The sequence below is a fragment of the Lentzea sp. NBRC 102530 genome (genome assembly GCF_030269365.1).
In the GTDB taxonomy this organism is placed as follows: Bacteria; Actinomycetota; Actinomycetes; order Mycobacteriales; family Pseudonocardiaceae; genus Lentzea.
The window spans coordinates 90,212-107,428 of record NZ_BSTF01000003.1; the positions used below are offsets into that span (position 1 = coordinate 90,212).

Here is a 17,217-nt window from a genome sequence, read left to right on the forward strand (position 1 = left end):
CGAGTAACCTGCACCACATGTCGAACTTCCAGGCGGCCGTGCTGGCCGGTGCTCTGCGCTTCGCGTTCGGTCTTCCCGGCCCCGTGCGCCGCCTCATCGCCGGCACGCCGATCCGCCTGGACGGGCAGGACCTGCACCCCGAGGCGCAGCTGCTGCTCCGGCTCCAGCACCTGTCCGGGACGGAGTGGCGCACGAAGACAGCATCCGAGAGCCGCCTCGACCTGGAGTTGAGTTCGAAACTCGTCTCCGGGCCGCGGATCACCGGCGTCACCGCGCGCGAACTCACGATCGGCGAGTTCGCCGGACGCCTCTACACGCCGAACGGGCTCGAGAAGGGCTCGCCGTTGTTGATCTTCTACCACGGTGGCGGCTGGGTGACCGGAAGCCTCGACAGCCACGACAACCTGTGTCGCTTCCTCGCGAAGGAGACGAACGTCCGGGTGCTCGCGGCCGACTACCGGCTCGCCCCGGAGGCGCGGTTCCCGGCCGCGGCCGACGACGCCGCCGAGGTGCTGCGGTACGCCATCGCGAAGGCCGAGGACCTCGGCATCGACCCGAAACGCATCGCGCTCGGCGGCGACAGCGCGGGCGGCAACCTGGCGGCCGTCACGGCCCACAGCGCCGAGATCGACCTGGCGTTCCTGCTGCTGCTCTACCCCGGCGTGGACGCCTCGGTGCGCCGCCGGTCGCGGGAGATCTTCGGCAACGGCTTCTTCCTCACCGACGAGAAGATGGACTGGTTCCTCGACCAGTACACCGAGGGCGGCAAGGACCGGCACGACCCGCGGTTGTCGATCATGCTGGCCGACGACCTGTCGAAGATGCCGCCCACCTACATCGCGACCGCGGGCTACGACCCGTTGCGCGACGAGGGCGAGGCCTTCGCGGAACGCCTGGCCGCCGAGGGCGTGCCGGTCGTGCTGCGCCGGCACGAGGGCCTCTTCCACGGCTTCGCGAACGTGCTGGGTGTCGGCGGGATCTTCCGCGAGGCCGTGTCGGAGGCGGTCGGCGCGCTGCGGACCGGGTTCGCGCTGGCCAACTCGGCTCAGGACGTCGAGGAGACCGCCTGACGCTGGCGCGACAGCACCCAGCCGACGGCGGCGATCACGAGTCCGGCCAGGCCTGCGACGAGGAACCCGAGCGGGGGTCCGCTGTGGTCCACGGCGATCCCCGCGAGCGGCTGACCGGCGGCGACACCGAACGTGAACGCGGAGCCCTGCAACCCGAGGGCCAGTCCGCGCGCCGTCGGGGGCGCGCTCTTGGCGATCAGTTCGGACGACGCGGTGATCGTCGGCGCGCACGCCAGGTTCATCGGGATCAACGCCAGCGCCAGCAGCAGCACGTTGCCGTCCCCGAGGCCGACCGGGATCTCCAGCAACGCCATGCACGCCAACAGGAACACCCCGGTCGGCACGGCCTTCAGGCTGCCGTAGACCAGGCCGCCGAGAGCCGAGGCCGCGCACATCACCACGAAGATCACGCCGAGCCAGCCCTGCTGACCTGACCTCTCGAGCGACGCGATCGCCGAGATCTCCATGCCGGACAACACCATCGTGGCGCCGAACGGGACGATCAACGCGGCGATCATCGGCCCGCGCAGCCACGTCCGCACCGGGGGCGGCGGTCCTTCCACGACGTCGTCCTCGTGCAGCAGCACGGGGTTCACCAGGAACAGCACGGCGCTCGCCGTCAGGATCGCCAGACCGATCACGACCAGCGCCGTCCCGGTCGAGAACTTCGTCGCGATCAGCACGCCCGCCGCGGGCCCGACCATGAACGACAGCTCGACCGAGATCGAGTCCAGCGAGAACGCGGGCCTGCGTTGAGGTTCCGGCACGATCGCCGTCAACGCCTGCCGCCCGATCGACATCACCGGCACGGCCACGAGGCCGTTGGCGAACGCCAGCACGAGCAGCACGTAGTAGTCCATCAGCGGCGCGGTCACCCAGAACGCGCCTTCGAGCAGGCTCAGCAGCAGCACGAACCGCAGTCCGCGCGTGTCGACGAGTTTGCCCATCAACGGCGACCCGAGCCCGAGGCCGATCATGGTCGCGAACCCGACCGTGCCCGCCGCCGCGTAGCCCTTGTCGAGCGTGGTCACGACGTGCAGCGTCACCGTCACGCCCGCCGCCGTCGGGGGGATCCTGGCGAACAGCATCAGCAGCATCAGGGGACGAACCCCCGGCAGCGCCAGGACCGACTTGAACGGGGCGAGGTTCACGAGGACATCGTCACCCGGCCGGCAACGGGTTTACGAGCCATCAGCCCCGCCACGCCCGCGACGACCAGCCCGACGACGCCGACGATCGCGAACCCGGCCGCAGCTCCCCCGTGGTCGATCGCGACGCCGGCGATCGGCTGTCCGATCGCACTGCCGACGGTGAACGCCGACCCCTGCAGCCCGAGCGCCAGCCCACGGGCCGTCGAGGGCGCCAGCCTGCTGATGTGTTCACCGGACGCGGCGATCAACGGCGCGCACATGAGGTTCATCGGCACGAGGAGCAGGCACAGCAGCAGCACGTTGCCATCGCCCAGTCCGACCGGGATCTCCAACGCCGCCATGAGCACCAACAGCACGAGAACGCTCGGTACCCGCTTCACGCCGCCGTAGACCAGGCCGCCCACGATGGACGCCGCGCACATCGCGAAGAACACCGCGCCGAGCCAGCTCTGCTTGCCGATGTGCTCCAGCGACGCGATCGCCGAGACTTCCATGCCACCCAGGCACACAGTCGCGCCTACACACACGACCAGCACACCGACGAGCCGTCCACGCAGCCACTCGAACAACCGGGGCTGCGGCCCGTCCACGACCTCGTCCTCGTGCACCATCGGCGGGTTCGCCCAGTACAGCAGCACCCCGGCGACCAGGATCGAGACGCCGATGAACATCAGCGCGGCGTTCGTGGAGAACTTCGTCGCGACGAACACGCCGAGCGCCGGTCCGCCCATGAACGACAGCTCGACCGAGATCGAGTCGACCGACAACGCCACCCGCCGCTGACTCTCCGGCACCAGCGCGGTGATCACCTGACGACCGATCGACATCATCGGCACACCCAGCAACCCCACCAGGAACGACGCCACGAGCAGCGTCCAGTAGCCCATCAGCGGCGCGAGCAGCCAGAACGCCGCCGACGCCGTGATGCTCAGCCCCAGCATCGACCGCAGCCCCCGCGCGTCGACGAGCTTGCCCATCAACGGCGCGCCGATGCCCATGCCGATCGTGCCCATCGCCCCGACCAGCCCCGCCGCGCCGTATCCCCGGTCCAGCGTGACCGCGACGTGCAGCGTGAGGACCACGCCGGTGGCCGCCGGTGGCATCCTCGCGAAGAACATCAGCAGGGCGAGCGGCCGGACTCCGGGCAGCATCAAGACGTGTTTGAAGGGGGCGAGGTCCACACCGCCATCCTCGTACGGATGGCAAAAGGTTTTCTTTGCTAACGATGTGATTCGCCGTACAGGTCTTCCAGTGCCCGGTAGGCCTTCACGACGAACGGCCGTGCGTTCGCGTATCTCTCGACGAGTTCTTCGTCCGGTGTGATGGTCTGCGTCGGTTCGACGAGGTCGACGGTCAGCGACTCGATCTCGTCCAGCGCCCGCCACGCCAGCAGCGCCGCTCCCACGGCCGACCCGCCGCTGTCCTCGGTGAGGTGCAACGGCATGCCGAGCGTGTTCGCGAGCGTCTGCGCCCAGATCGGCGCGCGGAACGCACCGCCGGTGATCCGCAACGAGTCCACCTGCGGCACCGCGTCGAGCACGAGCGCCAGCTGCTGACACACACCCTCGACCAACGCCTTGGTGATCTGCGGAGGGGTGTGTTCGCGCCGAAGACCGAGCAACGCGGCGTGCGCGGTCGGGTCCCACCACGGCGCCCGCTCGCCCAGCAGGTACGGCAGCGCGACGAGCCCGTCGGAGTCGGCGTCCGCGGCCGACGCGAGCAGCTCGCCCACTCCGACGTTGAACGTCTCCGCGGCCCACTGCGCGACCACGCCGCCGTTGCTGATCGCTCCCCCGCGCACCCACAGCCCCTCACCGATGGCGTAGCTGAACGTGCGGCCCTCCTCGTCGATGCCGGGGCCCAACTGGGCGACGCGCAACGCCCCCGACGTGCCGAGCGACACCGCCCCCGCGCCGGGGGTCGCCGCGCCGACGCCGAGGTTGCCCAACGGTCCGTCGCCGCCGCCGACGACCACCGGGATGCCCGGTCGCAGACCGGGGATCGCGGCGGTCAACGGCGTCGAGTGCGTGGGTTCGACGAGCGGCGGGAGCTGGTCCGCGGAGACGCCCGCGAACTCCAGCGACGGCTCGTGCCACTGCAGGGTGTGGATGTTCATCAGGCCCGTGCCGGACCCGGACGAGTGCTCGTTGAGCAACGCGCCGGTCAGGTGCAGGTGCACGAAGTCCTTGATCTCGCACCACTTCGCCGCGCGCACGCCGTTCTCGTGGAACCAGGCGAGCTTCATCAGCGGCGTGAACGAGTGGATCGGCGCACCGGTCTGCTGGTGCAGCGCGCGGCCCTCCGGCGTGCCGCGCAGCCGTTCGGTCTGTTCGACGGCACGGTTGTCGGCCCAGCTCAGGGCGTCCGTGACGGGCTTCAGGTCCGAGTCCAGGCCCATGATCGAGTGCATCGCGCCGGTCAGCGCGATCGCCCGCACGTCCTCGGAGGCCAGTTCGCGCAGCGCGTCGAAGGCGGCGTCGAGCACCTGCCGCGGATCGTGCGTGGCCTCGAGACCGCTGGTGCGCATGGGATAGGCGCGTTCGGTCGAGGCCACCACGCGGGCCTGCGCGTCGACCGCGACGACCTTGGTCGCCGTGGTGCCGAGGTCCACCGCCAGAACGATCACGCGGCACCCCGCACGGCCGTGAAGACGCCGAAGCTCGGGGACGTGCGCAGCGGACCCCAGAACTCCTCGCCGCGGTCGTCGTCCGGCGTCACGGCCGGGTGCCTCGCGACGTCGAGACCGGCCCGGCTCAACGCGCCGTCGAACACCCCGCGCTCCCAGTAGAAGGAGTCGAAGTCGAACGGCGGGTCGCCGAGCACGTGCACCCTGACCGGCTGCTTCACGTTCATCGTGCCGGTGCGGACGACCTCGTAGCCGTAGCGGCCGTACTGGGCGAGCAGGTCCCAGTCGGCGTCCGGGTTCGGCACCAGCACGACGAGCCGGCCGTCGGGGGCGAGGTTCGCGGTCAGGTTAGTGATCATGGCGTCGAGGGCGGGCACGTCGTCCGCGTAGCCGAGCAGCCACACGGCCGTGACGACGTCGAACTCGCCGAGCACCGGCAGTTCCATCGCGTCGTGCTGCGCGTAGGTGATGCCGCGCGGTTCGCGGTTCTCGACGTACCGGGCGTAGCCGATCATCTCGCCGGCCGAGTCGACGCCGAGCACGCGGGTGGCGCCGAGGTCGTGGAAGAGCCGCGCGTAGAACCCGGTCCCGCACGCGACGTCCAGCACCGACTTGCCGCGCAGGTCACCGACCGCGGACAGCAGCGTGGCGCGTTCGGCCAGGCCGGTCGGGATGTGCTTGGCGCGTTCGTAGATCGCACCCAGCGCGTCGTACTGATCGTCGCTCTTCGCCATGAACATCACCCTAGGACGGTGGATACCGGACGAACCACTCCTGTCCCACGGGCGCGGCCTGCGAGGTCTCCAGGTCCCAGTCCGCCACCATCCGGTCGATGACCGGCCGGAACTGCACGCGCTCCACCCAGTCCGGGCGCAGTTCCTCGACCCCGTACAGCGCGCCGGCGAGGTTGCCGGCCATCGACGCCGTGGAGTCGTTGTCGCCGCCGTGGTTGACCGAGACGAGCAGCGCGTCGGTGGGGTTGTCGGTGGCCAGCACCGAGTACAACGCGATGGCGAGCGCCGTGTCGCCGACGCCTCCCCTGCCGATCTCCTCGACCTTCGCGACGCTCGGGTCGCCGGACGCGGCGAGTTCCAGCGCGTGCTCGATGCCGGCGACGACCTCCTCGTGGCCCTCGCGACGGACCAGGGAGTCGATGGCGACGTCCAGGGCGGCGGGCAACGCCTTGCCGCGCAACAACTGGTGGACGAGCACGGCGAACACGCCCGCCGACAGGTAGCCGCTCGGGTGGCCGTGGGTCAGGGCCGCGTTGGCCGCCGCGAGCGCGAACACGACGACCGGGTCCTCGCCGGTCAGGGCGACCGGCGCGACCCGCATGGCGCCGCCGCAGCCCTTGGAGTCGTTGACGGGCTTGGTGATCGTCGCGTGCTCGCCGGTGCGGGCGTACTCCTGCAACGCGCTCGTGCAGGTGAGGCCGGGGGCGCGCATCCGGAAGAGTTCCTGGTGCGAGACGAGCCAGCCGTCGGGTTCGTCCGCCGTGGAGTGAACGCCGCGGGCCTTCTCCCACGGCGTTTTCTGCGTGTGCAGCCAGCGCTGGTAGGCGTTCTGCGTGATGCCGGTGAGGTCGCGTTCGCCGGTGATCCGTTCCCGCACGTGCGCGCGGATGACCGCCTCGAACGTGAACAGCGTCATCTGCGTGTCATCGGTGATGTCCGGCTTCTCCGGCAGGTCGGTGATGCCGTCGGGGCCGTGCCGTTCGTACACGACCTCCATCGGCAGGTTCTCGGTGTTCGCGCCGAGCGCGTCCCCGATCGCACCGCCGACGAGGCAGCCGCGCAGCCGGGAGTTGTTGTGCGGCACCAGGAAGAAGCGGCGGCCGGCGTCGTCGAGCCACCGGCTCGCCTCGCGGGTGGCGGCCGGGCGTTCGGCGCACCCGCAGATCTGCATGTGCTGCGCGGCGGCGTCACCGAGTTCCACGAAGTCGAACTCGGCCTCGAACGGCAGGCCGGGGTTGACGTGGATGCGCGGCTTGGACGCGATCAGCCTGCTCAGGATCGTGTGCAACGGCAGGCGGATCCACTGCTCGACGCCCGCGGGCAGCCGCGACTCGTCGGTGTAGACGCGCAGCACGTCGGACTCGCTCAGCAGCACCTCGCCGGGCAGCAGCACCTCGCCGTGCGCCGCGTGGTGGCCGAAGCCGCTCACGTCGCCCTCGTAGTCGTGCAGCAGCTGTTCCATCGGCGTCAGCGGGCTCACCACGACCTCCGGTACAGCTCTTCGGCGATCTCCCGGACGTCGTGCTCGGGACCGCCCTGCAACGCACCGGCGACGGCACGGGCGACCCCGCGTCCCTCACCGCGCACGGCCTGCGCCAACGCACCCGCGGCCGTGCACGGGTCGGCGTCCGGAGGGTCGAGTTCCTGGGCCGTGAAGAGGTGCGCGGCCAGCGTGATCACGGCGTCGGCGGCCGGTGAGCCGGGGCCGTGGGTGAGGGCGACGAGGTCGCGGATCCGGTCCTCGTCGAGCCGGGCGACGGCGGCGGGCAGCGCCCAGATCAACGCGCCGGGCCCCTGCGAGGTGATCTTGCCGCGGTAGGTGTTCCTGCCGATGTCACGGGCGCCCTGCCGCGACACGAGATCGGGTTGCACGCCGGGCTCCGCGGCCCACTGCGCCAACGCCGCCGCCGGGTCCTCCGCCGAACACGCGACCAGCTGGCCGACGAGTCCTGTTCGGACACCCGCGCCGAAAGCGAAACCCTGGTAGGCGGCCACGACCTGCGAGAGGCGGGGCGGCCTGATCCACTCAATGTCCCCCATCGCCGCCAGACCCTACCGGGCCTGGCGGCGAGGCGAGACCGCAGAACTCAGAGGCGCTTCGCGAGCTCTTCCGCGACCTCGTAGGTGTTGAGCGCCGCACCCTTGCGCAGGTTGTCACCGCACACGAAGAAGTCCAGCGTGTTCGGGAAGTCCAGCGCCTGGCGGACGCGGCCCACGTACGTCGGGTCGCCGCCCACGACGTCGGCCGGCGTCGGGAACTTCTTCGCCGCCGGGTCGTCGATCAGCACGATCGTCGGCTGCGACTCGAAGATCTTGTGCGCGGCCTCGACGGTGACCTCGCGCGCGAACGTCGCGTGGACCGACAGCGAGTGCGTGGTGACGACCGGGACGCGCACGCACGTCGCGGAGACCTTCAGGTCCGGGATGCCGAGGATCTTGCGGGCCTCGTTGCGGACCTTGAGCTCCTCCGACGACCAGCCGTCGTCCTTGAGCGAACCGGCCCACGGCACCACGTTCAGCGCCAGCGGAGCGGGGAACGGCGAGTCCTCGGAGGTGAGACCGGCGGCGGCGAGCGCCTCGGCCACGTCACCCGCGACGACACCCGCTTCCTTGCCCGCGAGCGCCGCGATCTCGGCGTACAGGCGGTCGATGCCGGACTGGCCGGCACCGGAGGCGGCCTGGTAGGAGGCGACGACGAGTTCCTTGAGCTCGAACTCGCGGTGCAACGCGCCCAGCGCCGCCATCATCGACAGCGTCGTGCAGTTCGGGTTCGCGATGATGCCGCGCGGGCGGTTGTCGATCTGGTCGGCGTTGACCTCGGGCACGACCAGCGGCACGTCGGCGTCCATCCGGAACGCGCCGGAGTTGTCGATCGCGATGGCGCCGCGCTCGGCGGCGATCGGGGCCCACTCGGCGCTGATCTCGTCCGGCACGTCGAACATCGCGATGTCCACGCCGTCGAACGCCTCGGGCGAGAGCGCGACGACCGTGAGGTCCTGGCCCCGCACGTTGATCTTCTTGCCCGCCGACCGCGCCGACGCGATCAGCCGCACCTCGCCCCACGGGAAGTCGGAGCGGGTGTTCATGATGTCGATCATCACGGTGCCGACGGCACCGGTCGCGCCCACCAGCGCGAGTACAGGCGCGGTCATCGTCCAGTCCCTGCGTAAACGACGGCCTCTTCGTCGGTGCCCAGGTCGAACGCGTCGTGCAGGGCACGGACGGCGTCGTCGAGCTGGGTGTCGCGGCAGATGACCGAGATGCGGATCTCCGAGGTGGAGATGATGTCGATGTTGACGCCGGCCGTGGCCAGCGCCTCGCAGAACGTCGCCGTGACGCCGGGGTGCGAGCGCATGCCCGCGCCGATCAGCGACACCTTGCCGACGTGCTCGTCGTAGAGGACCTGGTCGAACCCGATCTCACCACGGGCCTTCTCCAGCGCCGCCACGGCGCGCGGGCCGTCGTCCTTGGACAGCGTGAACGTGATGTCCGTGCGGCCGGACGCCGCCTGGGACACGTTCTGCACGACCATGTCGATGTCGAGTTCCGCCTGCGCGACGACGCGGAAGATCTTGGCCGCGATGCCGGGGTGGTCGGGAACCGCCGTCACGGTGATTTTGGCCTCGGACCGGTCGTGCGCGACGCCGGTGATCATCGCCTGTTCCACGGGAAGGTCCTCCACTGAACCGGACACGATGGTTCCGGTCTTGTTGCTGAACGACGAACGGACGTGCACGGGGACGTTGTAGCGCCGGGCGTACTCCACGCAGCGGAGCATCAGCACCTTGGCGCCACAGGCGGCCATCTCGAGCATTTCCTCGTAGGTGATCGTGTCGAGCTTCTTCGCGTTCGGCACGATGCGCGGGTCGGCGGTGTAGACGCCGTCCACGTCGGTGTAGATCTCGCACACGTCGGCCTTCGTCGCCGCCGCGAGCGCCACCGCGGTGGTGTCGCTGCCGCCACGGCCGAGCGTGGTGATCTCCTTGGAGTCCTGGGAGACGCCCTGGAAGCCCGCGACGATCGCGATGGCCCCCTCGGACGTCGCGTCCTGGATCCGGCTCGGTGTCACGTCGATGATCCGCGCTTTGCCGTGCACCGACGTCGTGATCACGCCTGCCTGCGAGCCCGTGTAGGAGCGCGCCTCGGCACCGAGCGAGTGGATCGCCATCGCGAGCAGCGACATCGAGATCCGCTCACCCGAGGTGAGGAGCATGTCGAGTTCACGCACGGGCGGAACCGGCGAGACCTGGCGGGCGAGATCGAGCAGTTCGTCAGTCGTGTCCCCCATGGCGGACACGACGACAACGACGTCGTTCCCCGCCTTTTTGGTCGCGACGACGCGCTCGGCCACGCGTTTGATCCGCTCGGCGCTTCCCACCGATGAACCGCCGTACTTCTGGACGACGAGCGCCACCGACCTGACCTCCTTCGCGCGACTAAAACCCCACGTCGAAGGCAGCCTACCCGGACCACCTGGTGAGACTCTGGAGCCGTGATGCGCATGACTACACCGTGAGATGCGCCTGACTACTCTGTCCGGGTGTCGTCAGGTGTCGATGTCGTGGAGGCCCCAGCAGCCGTGCATGAGAGCAGTGCGCGCTCGCGGATGGCCGATGCGCTCAGACACCCGGCGGCCCTGTGGACGGCGCCCGCCCTCGTCTACCTGTTCGTCCGCCAGGTCGGCCTCTTCGTCCTGCAACTCGTCGTCGAGTACCAGAACGAGCTGACCGGCAAGGCCGACACCTCCGTCGGCAACCTCAAGTCGTGGGACGGCGACTGGTTCCTCGGCATCGCCGCCGGCGGCTACCACGGGGTGCCCGCGCCGCCGTACGACGCGTTCGGCCGCCGCACCGCCGAGACGCCGCTGGCGTTCTTCCCCGGCTACCCGGCGCTGATCAGGTGGGTCGACGGGCTGCCCGGCGTGGACGTGGTCGGCGCGGCGTTCGCGGTCAGCCTGATCAGCGGCGTGTTCTGCGCCTACGGCCTGTTCGTGCTCGGCCGGGTCGTGCGGGACGGGTCCTCGCGCACCGGGTTGATCCTGGTGACGTTGTTCGCGGCGTCGCCGATGGCCGTGGTCCTGTCGATGACCTACTCCGAGGCGACGTTCTGCGCGTTCGCGGTGTGGGCGCTGGTGGGCGTGGTCAAGAAGCGCTGGATCCTCGCCGGGGTGTGCTGCGCGGCGGCGGGCCTGGTCCGTCCGACGGCGGCCGCGTTGATCGTCGCGGTGGGGCTCGCCGCGCTGGTCGCGGTCATGGCCGACAAGCGCGACTGGCGGGCCTGGGTGGGCGGCGCCCTCGCCCCGCTGGGTCTGCTGGGCTACCTCGGCTGGGTCGGCGTGCAGACCGGGGACGTCATGGGCTGGTTCGGCGTGCAGCAGCGCGGGTGGGGCTCGAAGTTCGACGGCGGCGCGGCCACGTGGGAGTTCGTCGGGGACCACCTGGGCAACCCGCGGTCCGTGCTGGAGACCGGGACCGTGTGGCTGCTGGCGTTCGCGATCGTGCTGGTGTTCTACGCGTTCCAGCGGCGGCTCGAATGGCCGTTGATCGTCTACGGGATCGGTGTGCTCGTGATGGACATCGGCTCGAACGGCCTGATGAACTCGAAGGCGCGGCTCCTGCTGCCGGCTTTCACGTTGTTGTTGCCGCTCGCGTTGGTGCTGGCGCGGCGCCGGCCGTCGACCGTGCTGACGGTGCTGGGGATGGCGACGCTGTTCAGCGCCTGGTTCGGGGCCTACTCGCTCGCCGTTTGGCAGTATGCGATCTGATGAACGAGCTGATCTCCGCGCGGCGCAGCCCTCGTGCGTTCGACGCCTCCGCGACCGTGTCCGACGCTGATCTGCGGGTTCTGCTGGAGGCCGCCCGGTGGGCGCCTTCGCACGGCAACACGCAGCCCGCGCGGTTCGTCGTCGGGCACCGGGGGTCGCCGACGTTCGACGCGATCTTCGAGACCCTGACGCGAGGCAACAGGACCTGGGCTTTTCGGGCGTCGGTGCTGCTGATCGGGTGCGTGATGACCGCGGACGACCGCGGCGACATCCCCAACGTCGAGTTCGGCCTGGGGCTCGCGATGGAGAACATCGCGTTGCAGGCCGTCGACCTGGGGCTCATCACGCACATGATGGGCGGCTTCGACAAGGCCGCCGCCGCCTCGGCCTTCGAGCTGCCTCCTGACGCGCGTCCGCTGGTGGCCATGGCGGTGGGGCGTCCGGGCGCGCTGTCCGACCTGCCCGAGGACCTGCAGGCCCGCGAGCAGCGGGAACGCACGCGCCTGCCGTTGTCGGAGACCGTGTTCACCGGCGTCTGGGGCCAGTCACAGTTCGGTTGAGAAGTACTTCGTCGCCACCTCGTTGTGCAGCGGGAACGCCAGCGGCACGCAGTCGAAGATGATCGTCCGCTCGGAGGCCTCGTCGTTGGGCACGAACGGCGGCATGTCCTCGGCGTTGATGGCGGGCGCGGTGGCGAACATCAGCACCGTCCCCCCGTCCGGCGTCGAGACGAAGTGCAACGGCCGCAGGTCGTCCGGCGGGATGCGCACGCCGGCTTCCTCTTCGAGTTCCCGCACCGCGCTCTGCTGCCAGGACTCGCCGCGGTCCATGAACCCGCTGACGAACGCCAGCTCACCGACCGGCGGAATGGCCCTGCGGACCGTGAGCAGCCCCGTGCGGTGCCCGTCCTTGACCGGCACCAACAGGACCACGACGGGCGATGGGTTCGCCCAGACCATGTGCCCGCACTGACCGCACGCGCGCGGGTACGCGGCCGTGTCGGCGTACGGGGCACCACAGCTGTTGCAAAAGTCGTCACGCGCCATGTGTTGGAACCTAGTTCAGGCGCCTAACGAGCTTAAGGACGATCGCTCGAACGCCGAGCCAGAAGAGCGCCGCCAGCCCGAAGTTGACGATCACCTTGAGCTTGGCGTCCTCGGGGTCGAACAGGTCCCGGAAGGCGAGCGCGAGGGGCTCCGCGAGTTCCTTGACCGTGGTGGTGATGGGGTTCGCCGGGTTGGCTCCGCCGACGGTGAGCACGACGTGGACGACGAGCAGCACCGCCAGCGCGAGGCCGACCCAGCTGATGATTCCGGCGGCGATCCCGACCGCACGAGTCCGCATACCGCCGGAATCTACTACTCAGTAGCGCGACACCGCACGTGCGAGCAGACCGGTCACAACCAGCCAGAACACGGCTGCGAGACCGTAGTTCAGGAAGACGTCGAGGTTGTAGTTGCCGGTGCCGAACAGTCCTGGGAAGAACAGCGCCAGGGGCTCGGCGAGGGACTGGACGAACTTGAAGAAGGCGTTTCCCTGGTTCGCACCAAGGATGATCATCAAGATGTAGAGCACCTCGATGAGGGCGAAGAGCGCGCCGATGCCGCTGATCACGCGGGAAGCCGTGCCGCGGCCACTGGTGGTACGTAATCTGGACATGGCTGTTCAATTCCCGGCTGCGCGCACCCCAAAACTTGCGAACTGACCTGCTTTGCGCAGGTGAGGCCGGATGGAGCAACCGCAGATCCGCCGTGCGGCGACGTCGGGCGAATCGGGCGGAGTCCCCCGCGGTGTGTCCCACGATCCGGTCGTCGAGTTCCATCGGGCCCGCCTCTGTGGCTAGGCTGTCCGGCGTGTGGCGTTCCCTCCTGCTTCGCTGCCGTGACGGGGTCTGATCAGACCGGCCCCCCGTCGCGGGACTCAGCGTTGCCGCCGGTCGTTCCCCAGCGACGACCCGCAGGAGTACGAGGACCATGACCTCCAACGAGGCCTTCACCACCGTCAGCCCTGACTCGCCGGACGCCTACAGCTCCGGCTCGAGCAGGATTCGCAAGCCCTCCCGCAAGGCGCCCGAACAGCAGCAGTCGTGGAACCGGCAGCTGGGCAGCAGCATGCCGTTCCACCGGTACCGGCCGTTCCACGAGGTGGTGGAGGTGGTCGACCTGCCTGACCGCACCTGGCCGGCCAAGCGGGCGGAGACCGCGCCGCTGTGGTGCGCGGTGGACCTGCGGGACGGCAACCAGGCGCTGATCGACCCCATGTCGCCCGCGCGCAAGCGGAAGATGTTCGACCTGCTGGTGCGGATGGGCTTCAAGGAGATCGAGGTCGGCTTCCCGGCGGCCAGCCAGACGGACTTCGACTTCGTGCGGGAGATCATCGAGGACGGGGCGATCCCGGACGACGTGACGATCCAGGTGCTGACGCAGTGCCGTGAGGAGCTCATCGCGCGGACGTTCGAGTCGCTGCGCGGGGCGAGCAAGGCGATCGTGCACTTCTACAACTCGACGTCGGTGTTGCAGCGGCGGGTGGTGTTCCGCAGCGATCGGGACGGCATCAAGAAGATCGCCACCGACGCGGCGCGGTTCGCGAAGACGCAGGAGAAGGACTACCCCGAGACCGACTTCCGGTACGAGTACTCGCCGGAGTCGTACACGGGCACGGAGCTGAGCTACGCGCTCGAGGTGTGCAACGCGGTGCAGGAGATCATCGCGCCGACGCCCGAGAAGCCGCTGATCATCAACCTGCCGGCGACGGTCGAGATGGCCACGCCGAACGTGTACGCGGACTCCATCGAGTGGATGTCGAGGAACCTGGCCAACCGCGAGGCCATCATCCTCAGCCTGCACCCGCACAACGACCGGGGCACCGGCGTCGCCGCCGCCGAGCTGGGCTACCTGGCCGGGGCCGACCGGATCGAGGGCTGCCTGTTCGGCAACGGCGAGCGGACCGGCAACGTGTGCCTGGTGACGCTGGCCATGAACATGTTCAGCCAGGGCATCGACCCGCAGATCGACTTCAGCGACATCGACGAGGTGCGCCGCACGGTCGAGTACTGCAACCAGCTGCCGGTGCCCGAGCGGCACCCGTACGGCGGCGACCTGGTGTTCACGGCGTTCTCCGGCTCCCACCAGGACGCCATCAAGAAGGGCTTCGAGGCGCTGGAGGCCGACGCCAAGGAGGCCGGGACGCACGTCGACGACTTCCAGTGGGAGGTCCCCTACCTGCCGATCGACCCCAAGGACGTCGGGCGCAACTACGAGGCCGTCATCCGGGTCAACTCGCAGTCCGGCAAGGGCGGCGTGGCGTACCTGATGAAGCAGGAGCACCACCTGGACCTGCCGCGCCGGCTGCAGATCGAGTTCTCGAAGGTGATCCAGGAGGTCACCGACACGCAGGGCGGCGAGATCAACCCGAAGGAGATGTGGGACGCCTTCGCGGAGGAGTACCTGCACGGCCGGGTGCCGCTGTACCTGTTGAAGCACAAGGCGAGTTCGGACGGCAGCGGACGCGAGGAGATCACCGCGACCCTGCTGATCGACGGCGACCAGCAGGAGATCACGGGCTCGGGCAACGGGCCGATCGCGGCGTTCGTCGACGCGCTCGCGTCGGTCGGGTACGACGTGCGGGTGCTGGACTACGCCGAGCACGCGCTGTCCGCCGGTGACGACGCCCGCGCGGCCGCCTACCTCGAGTGCGCCGTGGGCGACCGCGTGCTGTGGGGCGTGGGCATCGACTCGTCCACGGTCGCGGCGTCGTTCCGCGCGATCGTGAGCGCCGTCAACCGCGCCAACCGCTAGGAGACGACGGACGGGGAGGACGCGTGCGGCACCAGTTGCCGCGGTGCGCCCTCCCCGTTGGCCTGCACGGCCCAGATGCCCTCTCCCGGCAGGCCGTAGGCGATGGTGTCGTTGTCGAGCCACACGACCTGGTCGTCGATCCCACGCGTCTCGGCCAGCGGTGTCTCCACCATCGTGGTCAGGTCCAGCACGTGCTGGCGCCACGGCCGCGCGCCGTCGCCCGGCACGCGCTTCTTGAACGCCACCCGCGTGCCGTCCGGGGACAGCGACGGGCACTCGGCGTTCTCCCGCAACGTCTTCGCGGACTCGTCCACCGCGTCCCCCTGCACCAGGTACGTCTTGCCGCCGGTGCTGAGCGTCGCGTAGTAGGTGCGGTCGTCGGGGGCGAACGTGACGCCCCACCAGTTCATGTCGTTGGTCGTCTTCATGCCGGCGACCCGCGTGCCCTCGATGTTGCTGGAGTAGACCTCGGTCTCCTGGTCGAAGATCGCGGTCCGCGTCGAGAACGTGCCGGCCTGGGCGTACGAGTCGCCGGTCACGAACGTCGTCCACGACGCCATCCGGCCGTCCGCGGACAGCTTGGCGCGGTTCGGGACGCCGTCCACCTCCACCCGGCGGCGTTCGGTCAGGCCCCGGTCGACCCACACGGCCGCGGCACCCGGAAGCGGGCCGGAGGCGTCCGCGAGGCAGAAGCCCTGTCCGGCCGCGGTGTAGAAGCGCTTGCAGGACAACGAACTCACCCTGCGCGGACCGCCGGGCGAACTCAACGGCACGGACGCGACCTTGCCGCTCGCCTCGTCCACGAACAGCAGCCGACCGGACGACAGCTCGACCGGACCGGCCTCCACCGCGACGGAGACCTCCTCCGGAGCGCGCAGGGCGTAGGCGGTCGCACCCGCGCCCAGAACGATCACGGCGGCGATGACGATCAGGATCCTCACCACGCGAACCACGTCCAGAGTGCGCCGAACAGAACCGAGGAAGCGGCACGGGCGAGCACCTGCCCGGTCTGCAGCAGGGCCAGACCGGACGTGCGCAGTTCGTCGGGGATCAGCGGCCCGGCGACGGCCATCAGCACGCCGTCGGTGCACGCGTAGAACAACCCGTGCAGCACCAGAACCCCCACGAGCAACGAGATCCCGGACGTCCCGGCCAGCAGCACGTACGCGCCGAGCAGGGCGACGTGACCGGCCAGGAAGATCCGCCAGCGCCCGACCCGGTCGGCGAGGGACCCCAGCGGCACGGCGGCGAGCAGGTACACGCCGGCCGTGCCGAGGGGCAGCAGTGCGATGTAGGCGAGCTCGACGTCGAGCTTCTTCTGCAGCAGCAGGTAGATGAACCCGTCGCCCAGCGTCAGGAACCCGAGCCCGCACGCGACCAGGCAGACCCGCCGGAACGGCCTGGAGCGCAGCAAACCGAACGCCGATCGCAGCGACACCGCGACGCGTGGCAGCACGTCCCGGTGATCCCGCACGAACAGCACGAGCACCAGAAAACCCAGTGCGGCGAAGCAGAAGCTCACCACGAACACCACGTCGTACCGTGCCGGGAGCGTCCACAGGAGGCAGAACGCCAGCAGCGGTCCGAGGAACGCGCCGACGGTGTCCATGGCGCGGTGGACACCGAAGGCCCGTCCGAGCGCCGAGGGCTCGCTGCTCAACGTGATCAGCGCGTCCCTCGGCGCGGTGCGCAAGCCCTTGCCGGTCCGGTCCCCGGCCAGCACGAGCCCCATCGCGGTGGCCGAGGTCCCGGCGGCGAGCAGGCCGAGCTTGCCCAGCGCCGAGATCCCGTACCCGAGTCCGGCCACGAACTTGCGCCGTTGCCAGCGGTCCGCCGCGTGACCGCCGGCAACGCGAACGAGTGCTGTCACACCGGTGTAGATGCCGTCGAGCACACCGAACTGCAGCGGGGAGAAACCCAGCCCCAGCACCAGGTACAGCGGCAGGATGGCGGTGACCATCTCGGACGAGACGTCCGTGAGCAGGGACACCGCGCCCAGTGCGAGGACGTTCCCCGCGATCCTGCCGGTGCCACCAGATGCCGGAGCTTGCCTAGCGGTTGCGATGTACACGACG

At 69.8% G+C, this 17,217-nt stretch carries 16 protein-coding genes and 1 pseudogene; 4 read left to right on the forward strand and 13 right to left on the reverse strand.

What is annotated here, in order from left to right:
- Window positions 1-17 precede the first annotated feature (17 nt).
- Window positions 18-1,070, forward strand: coding sequence for an alpha/beta hydrolase (locus QSK25_RS07965; protein ID WP_285635633.1), 1,053 nt, complete (start codon window positions 18-20; stop codon window positions 1,068-1,070).
- On the opposite strand, the gene QSK25_RS07970 is transcribed toward QSK25_RS07965, so the two are convergent.
- The 8 genes from QSK25_RS07970 to QSK25_RS08005 are packed head-to-tail and all read right to left on the reverse strand — an operon-like array spanning window position 1,046 to window position 9,995.
- Window positions 1,046-2,221 (reverse strand): MFS transporter, encoded by a 1,176-nt coding sequence (locus tag QSK25_RS07970; protein WP_285635636.1) that lies wholly within the window; start codon window positions 2,219-2,221, stop codon window positions 1,046-1,048. The two genes, QSK25_RS07965 and QSK25_RS07970, sit on opposite strands and share 25 nt — an antisense overlap.
- Window positions 2,218-3,402: an MFS transporter gene (locus tag QSK25_RS07975; protein ID WP_285635639.1), complete on the reverse strand. Its 1,185-nt coding sequence runs from the start codon at window positions 3,400-3,402 to the stop codon at window positions 2,218-2,220. The genes QSK25_RS07970 and QSK25_RS07975 overlap by 4 nt, the downstream gene beginning before the upstream one ends.
- A 38-nt stretch (window positions 3,403-3,440) precedes the next feature.
- On the reverse strand, window positions 3,441-4,847 hold the full coding sequence (locus QSK25_RS07980; RefSeq protein ID WP_285635642.1) for a gluconokinase: 1,407 nt from the start codon (window positions 4,845-4,847) through the stop codon (window positions 3,441-3,443).
- On the reverse strand, window positions 4,844-5,581 hold the full coding sequence (locus QSK25_RS07985) for a class I SAM-dependent methyltransferase (RefSeq protein ID WP_285635646.1): 738 nt from the start codon (window positions 5,579-5,581) through the stop codon (window positions 4,844-4,846). The genes QSK25_RS07980 and QSK25_RS07985 overlap by 4 nt, the downstream gene beginning before the upstream one ends.
- 10 nt (window positions 5,582-5,591) lie before the next feature.
- Window positions 5,592-7,061 carry an ADP-ribosylglycohydrolase family protein gene (locus tag QSK25_RS07990; protein ID WP_285635649.1) on the reverse strand — a complete coding sequence of 490 codons (1,470 nt, stop codon included), beginning with the start codon at window positions 7,059-7,061 and terminating at the stop codon, window positions 5,592-5,594.
- A complete protein-coding gene (locus QSK25_RS07995; RefSeq protein WP_285635651.1) occupies window positions 7,058-7,621 on the reverse strand; it encodes a hypothetical protein in 564 nt (187 codons plus the stop codon). The genes QSK25_RS07990 and QSK25_RS07995 overlap by 4 nt, the downstream gene beginning before the upstream one ends.
- A gap of 47 nt (window positions 7,622-7,668) precedes the next feature.
- Window positions 7,669-8,733: an aspartate-semialdehyde dehydrogenase gene (locus tag QSK25_RS08000; RefSeq protein WP_285635654.1), complete on the reverse strand. Its 1,065-nt coding sequence runs from the start codon at window positions 8,731-8,733 to the stop codon at window positions 7,669-7,671.
- Window positions 8,730-9,995 carry an aspartate kinase gene (locus QSK25_RS08005; RefSeq protein WP_285635657.1) on the reverse strand — a complete coding sequence of 422 codons (1,266 nt, stop codon included), beginning with the start codon at window positions 9,993-9,995 and terminating at the stop codon, window positions 8,730-8,732. Before QSK25_RS08005 ends, QSK25_RS08000 begins: the two co-directional genes overlap by 4 nt.
- 126 nt (window positions 9,996-10,121) lie before the next feature.
- On the opposite strand from QSK25_RS08005, the gene QSK25_RS08010 reads away from it, so the two are divergent.
- Both QSK25_RS08010 and QSK25_RS08015 read left to right on the forward strand, forming a co-directional pair.
- Window positions 10,122-11,345 (forward strand): glycosyltransferase family protein, encoded by a 1,224-nt coding sequence (locus tag QSK25_RS08010; protein ID WP_285635660.1) that lies wholly within the window; start codon window positions 10,122-10,124, stop codon window positions 11,343-11,345.
- Window positions 11,345-11,905, forward strand: a complete 561-nt coding sequence (locus tag QSK25_RS08015; RefSeq protein WP_285635663.1) for a nitroreductase family protein — start codon at window positions 11,345-11,347, stop codon at window positions 11,903-11,905. The genes QSK25_RS08010 and QSK25_RS08015 overlap by 1 nt, the downstream gene beginning before the upstream one ends.
- On the opposite strand, the gene QSK25_RS08020 is transcribed toward QSK25_RS08015, so the two are convergent.
- The 3 genes from QSK25_RS08020 to QSK25_RS08030 are packed head-to-tail and all read right to left on the reverse strand — an operon-like array spanning window position 11,891 to window position 13,004.
- The gene (locus QSK25_RS08020) at window positions 11,891-12,391 is read right to left on the reverse strand and encodes an NUDIX domain-containing protein (protein WP_285635666.1); all 501 of its coding nucleotides are present in this window, start codon (window positions 12,389-12,391) and stop codon (window positions 11,891-11,893) included. The genes QSK25_RS08015 and QSK25_RS08020 overlap by 15 nt on opposite strands.
- Window positions 12,392-12,401: 10 nt before the next feature.
- Window positions 12,402-12,689 carry a hypothetical protein gene (locus QSK25_RS08025; RefSeq protein WP_285635669.1) on the reverse strand — a complete coding sequence of 96 codons (288 nt, stop codon included), beginning with the start codon at window positions 12,687-12,689 and terminating at the stop codon, window positions 12,402-12,404.
- A gap of 18 nt (window positions 12,690-12,707) precedes the next feature.
- Complete coding sequence (locus tag QSK25_RS08030; RefSeq protein ID WP_285635672.1) at window positions 12,708-13,004, reverse strand: hypothetical protein; 297 nt, start codon at window positions 13,002-13,004, stop codon at window positions 12,708-12,710.
- A 314-nt stretch (window positions 13,005-13,318) separates the two neighbouring features.
- On the opposite strand from QSK25_RS08030, the gene leuA reads away from it, so the two are divergent.
- A complete protein-coding gene (leuA, locus tag QSK25_RS08035) occupies window positions 13,319-15,142 on the forward strand; it encodes a 2-isopropylmalate synthase (RefSeq protein ID WP_285635685.1) in 1,824 nt (607 codons plus the stop codon).
- Here the strand turns inward: leuA and QSK25_RS08040 are convergent.
- Both QSK25_RS08040 and QSK25_RS08045 read right to left on the reverse strand, forming a co-directional pair.
- Entirely contained in the window at window positions 15,139-16,020 is an 882-nt protein-coding gene (locus QSK25_RS08040; RefSeq protein ID WP_502881824.1) for a TolB-like translocation protein, read from the reverse strand. The genes leuA and QSK25_RS08040 overlap by 4 nt on opposite strands.
- Window positions 16,009-17,213: pseudogene (locus QSK25_RS08045) on the reverse strand (MFS transporter); the annotation flags it as partial. The gene QSK25_RS08040 and the pseudogene QSK25_RS08045, both read right to left, overlap by 12 nt.
- Window positions 17,214-17,217 lie beyond the last annotated feature (4 nt).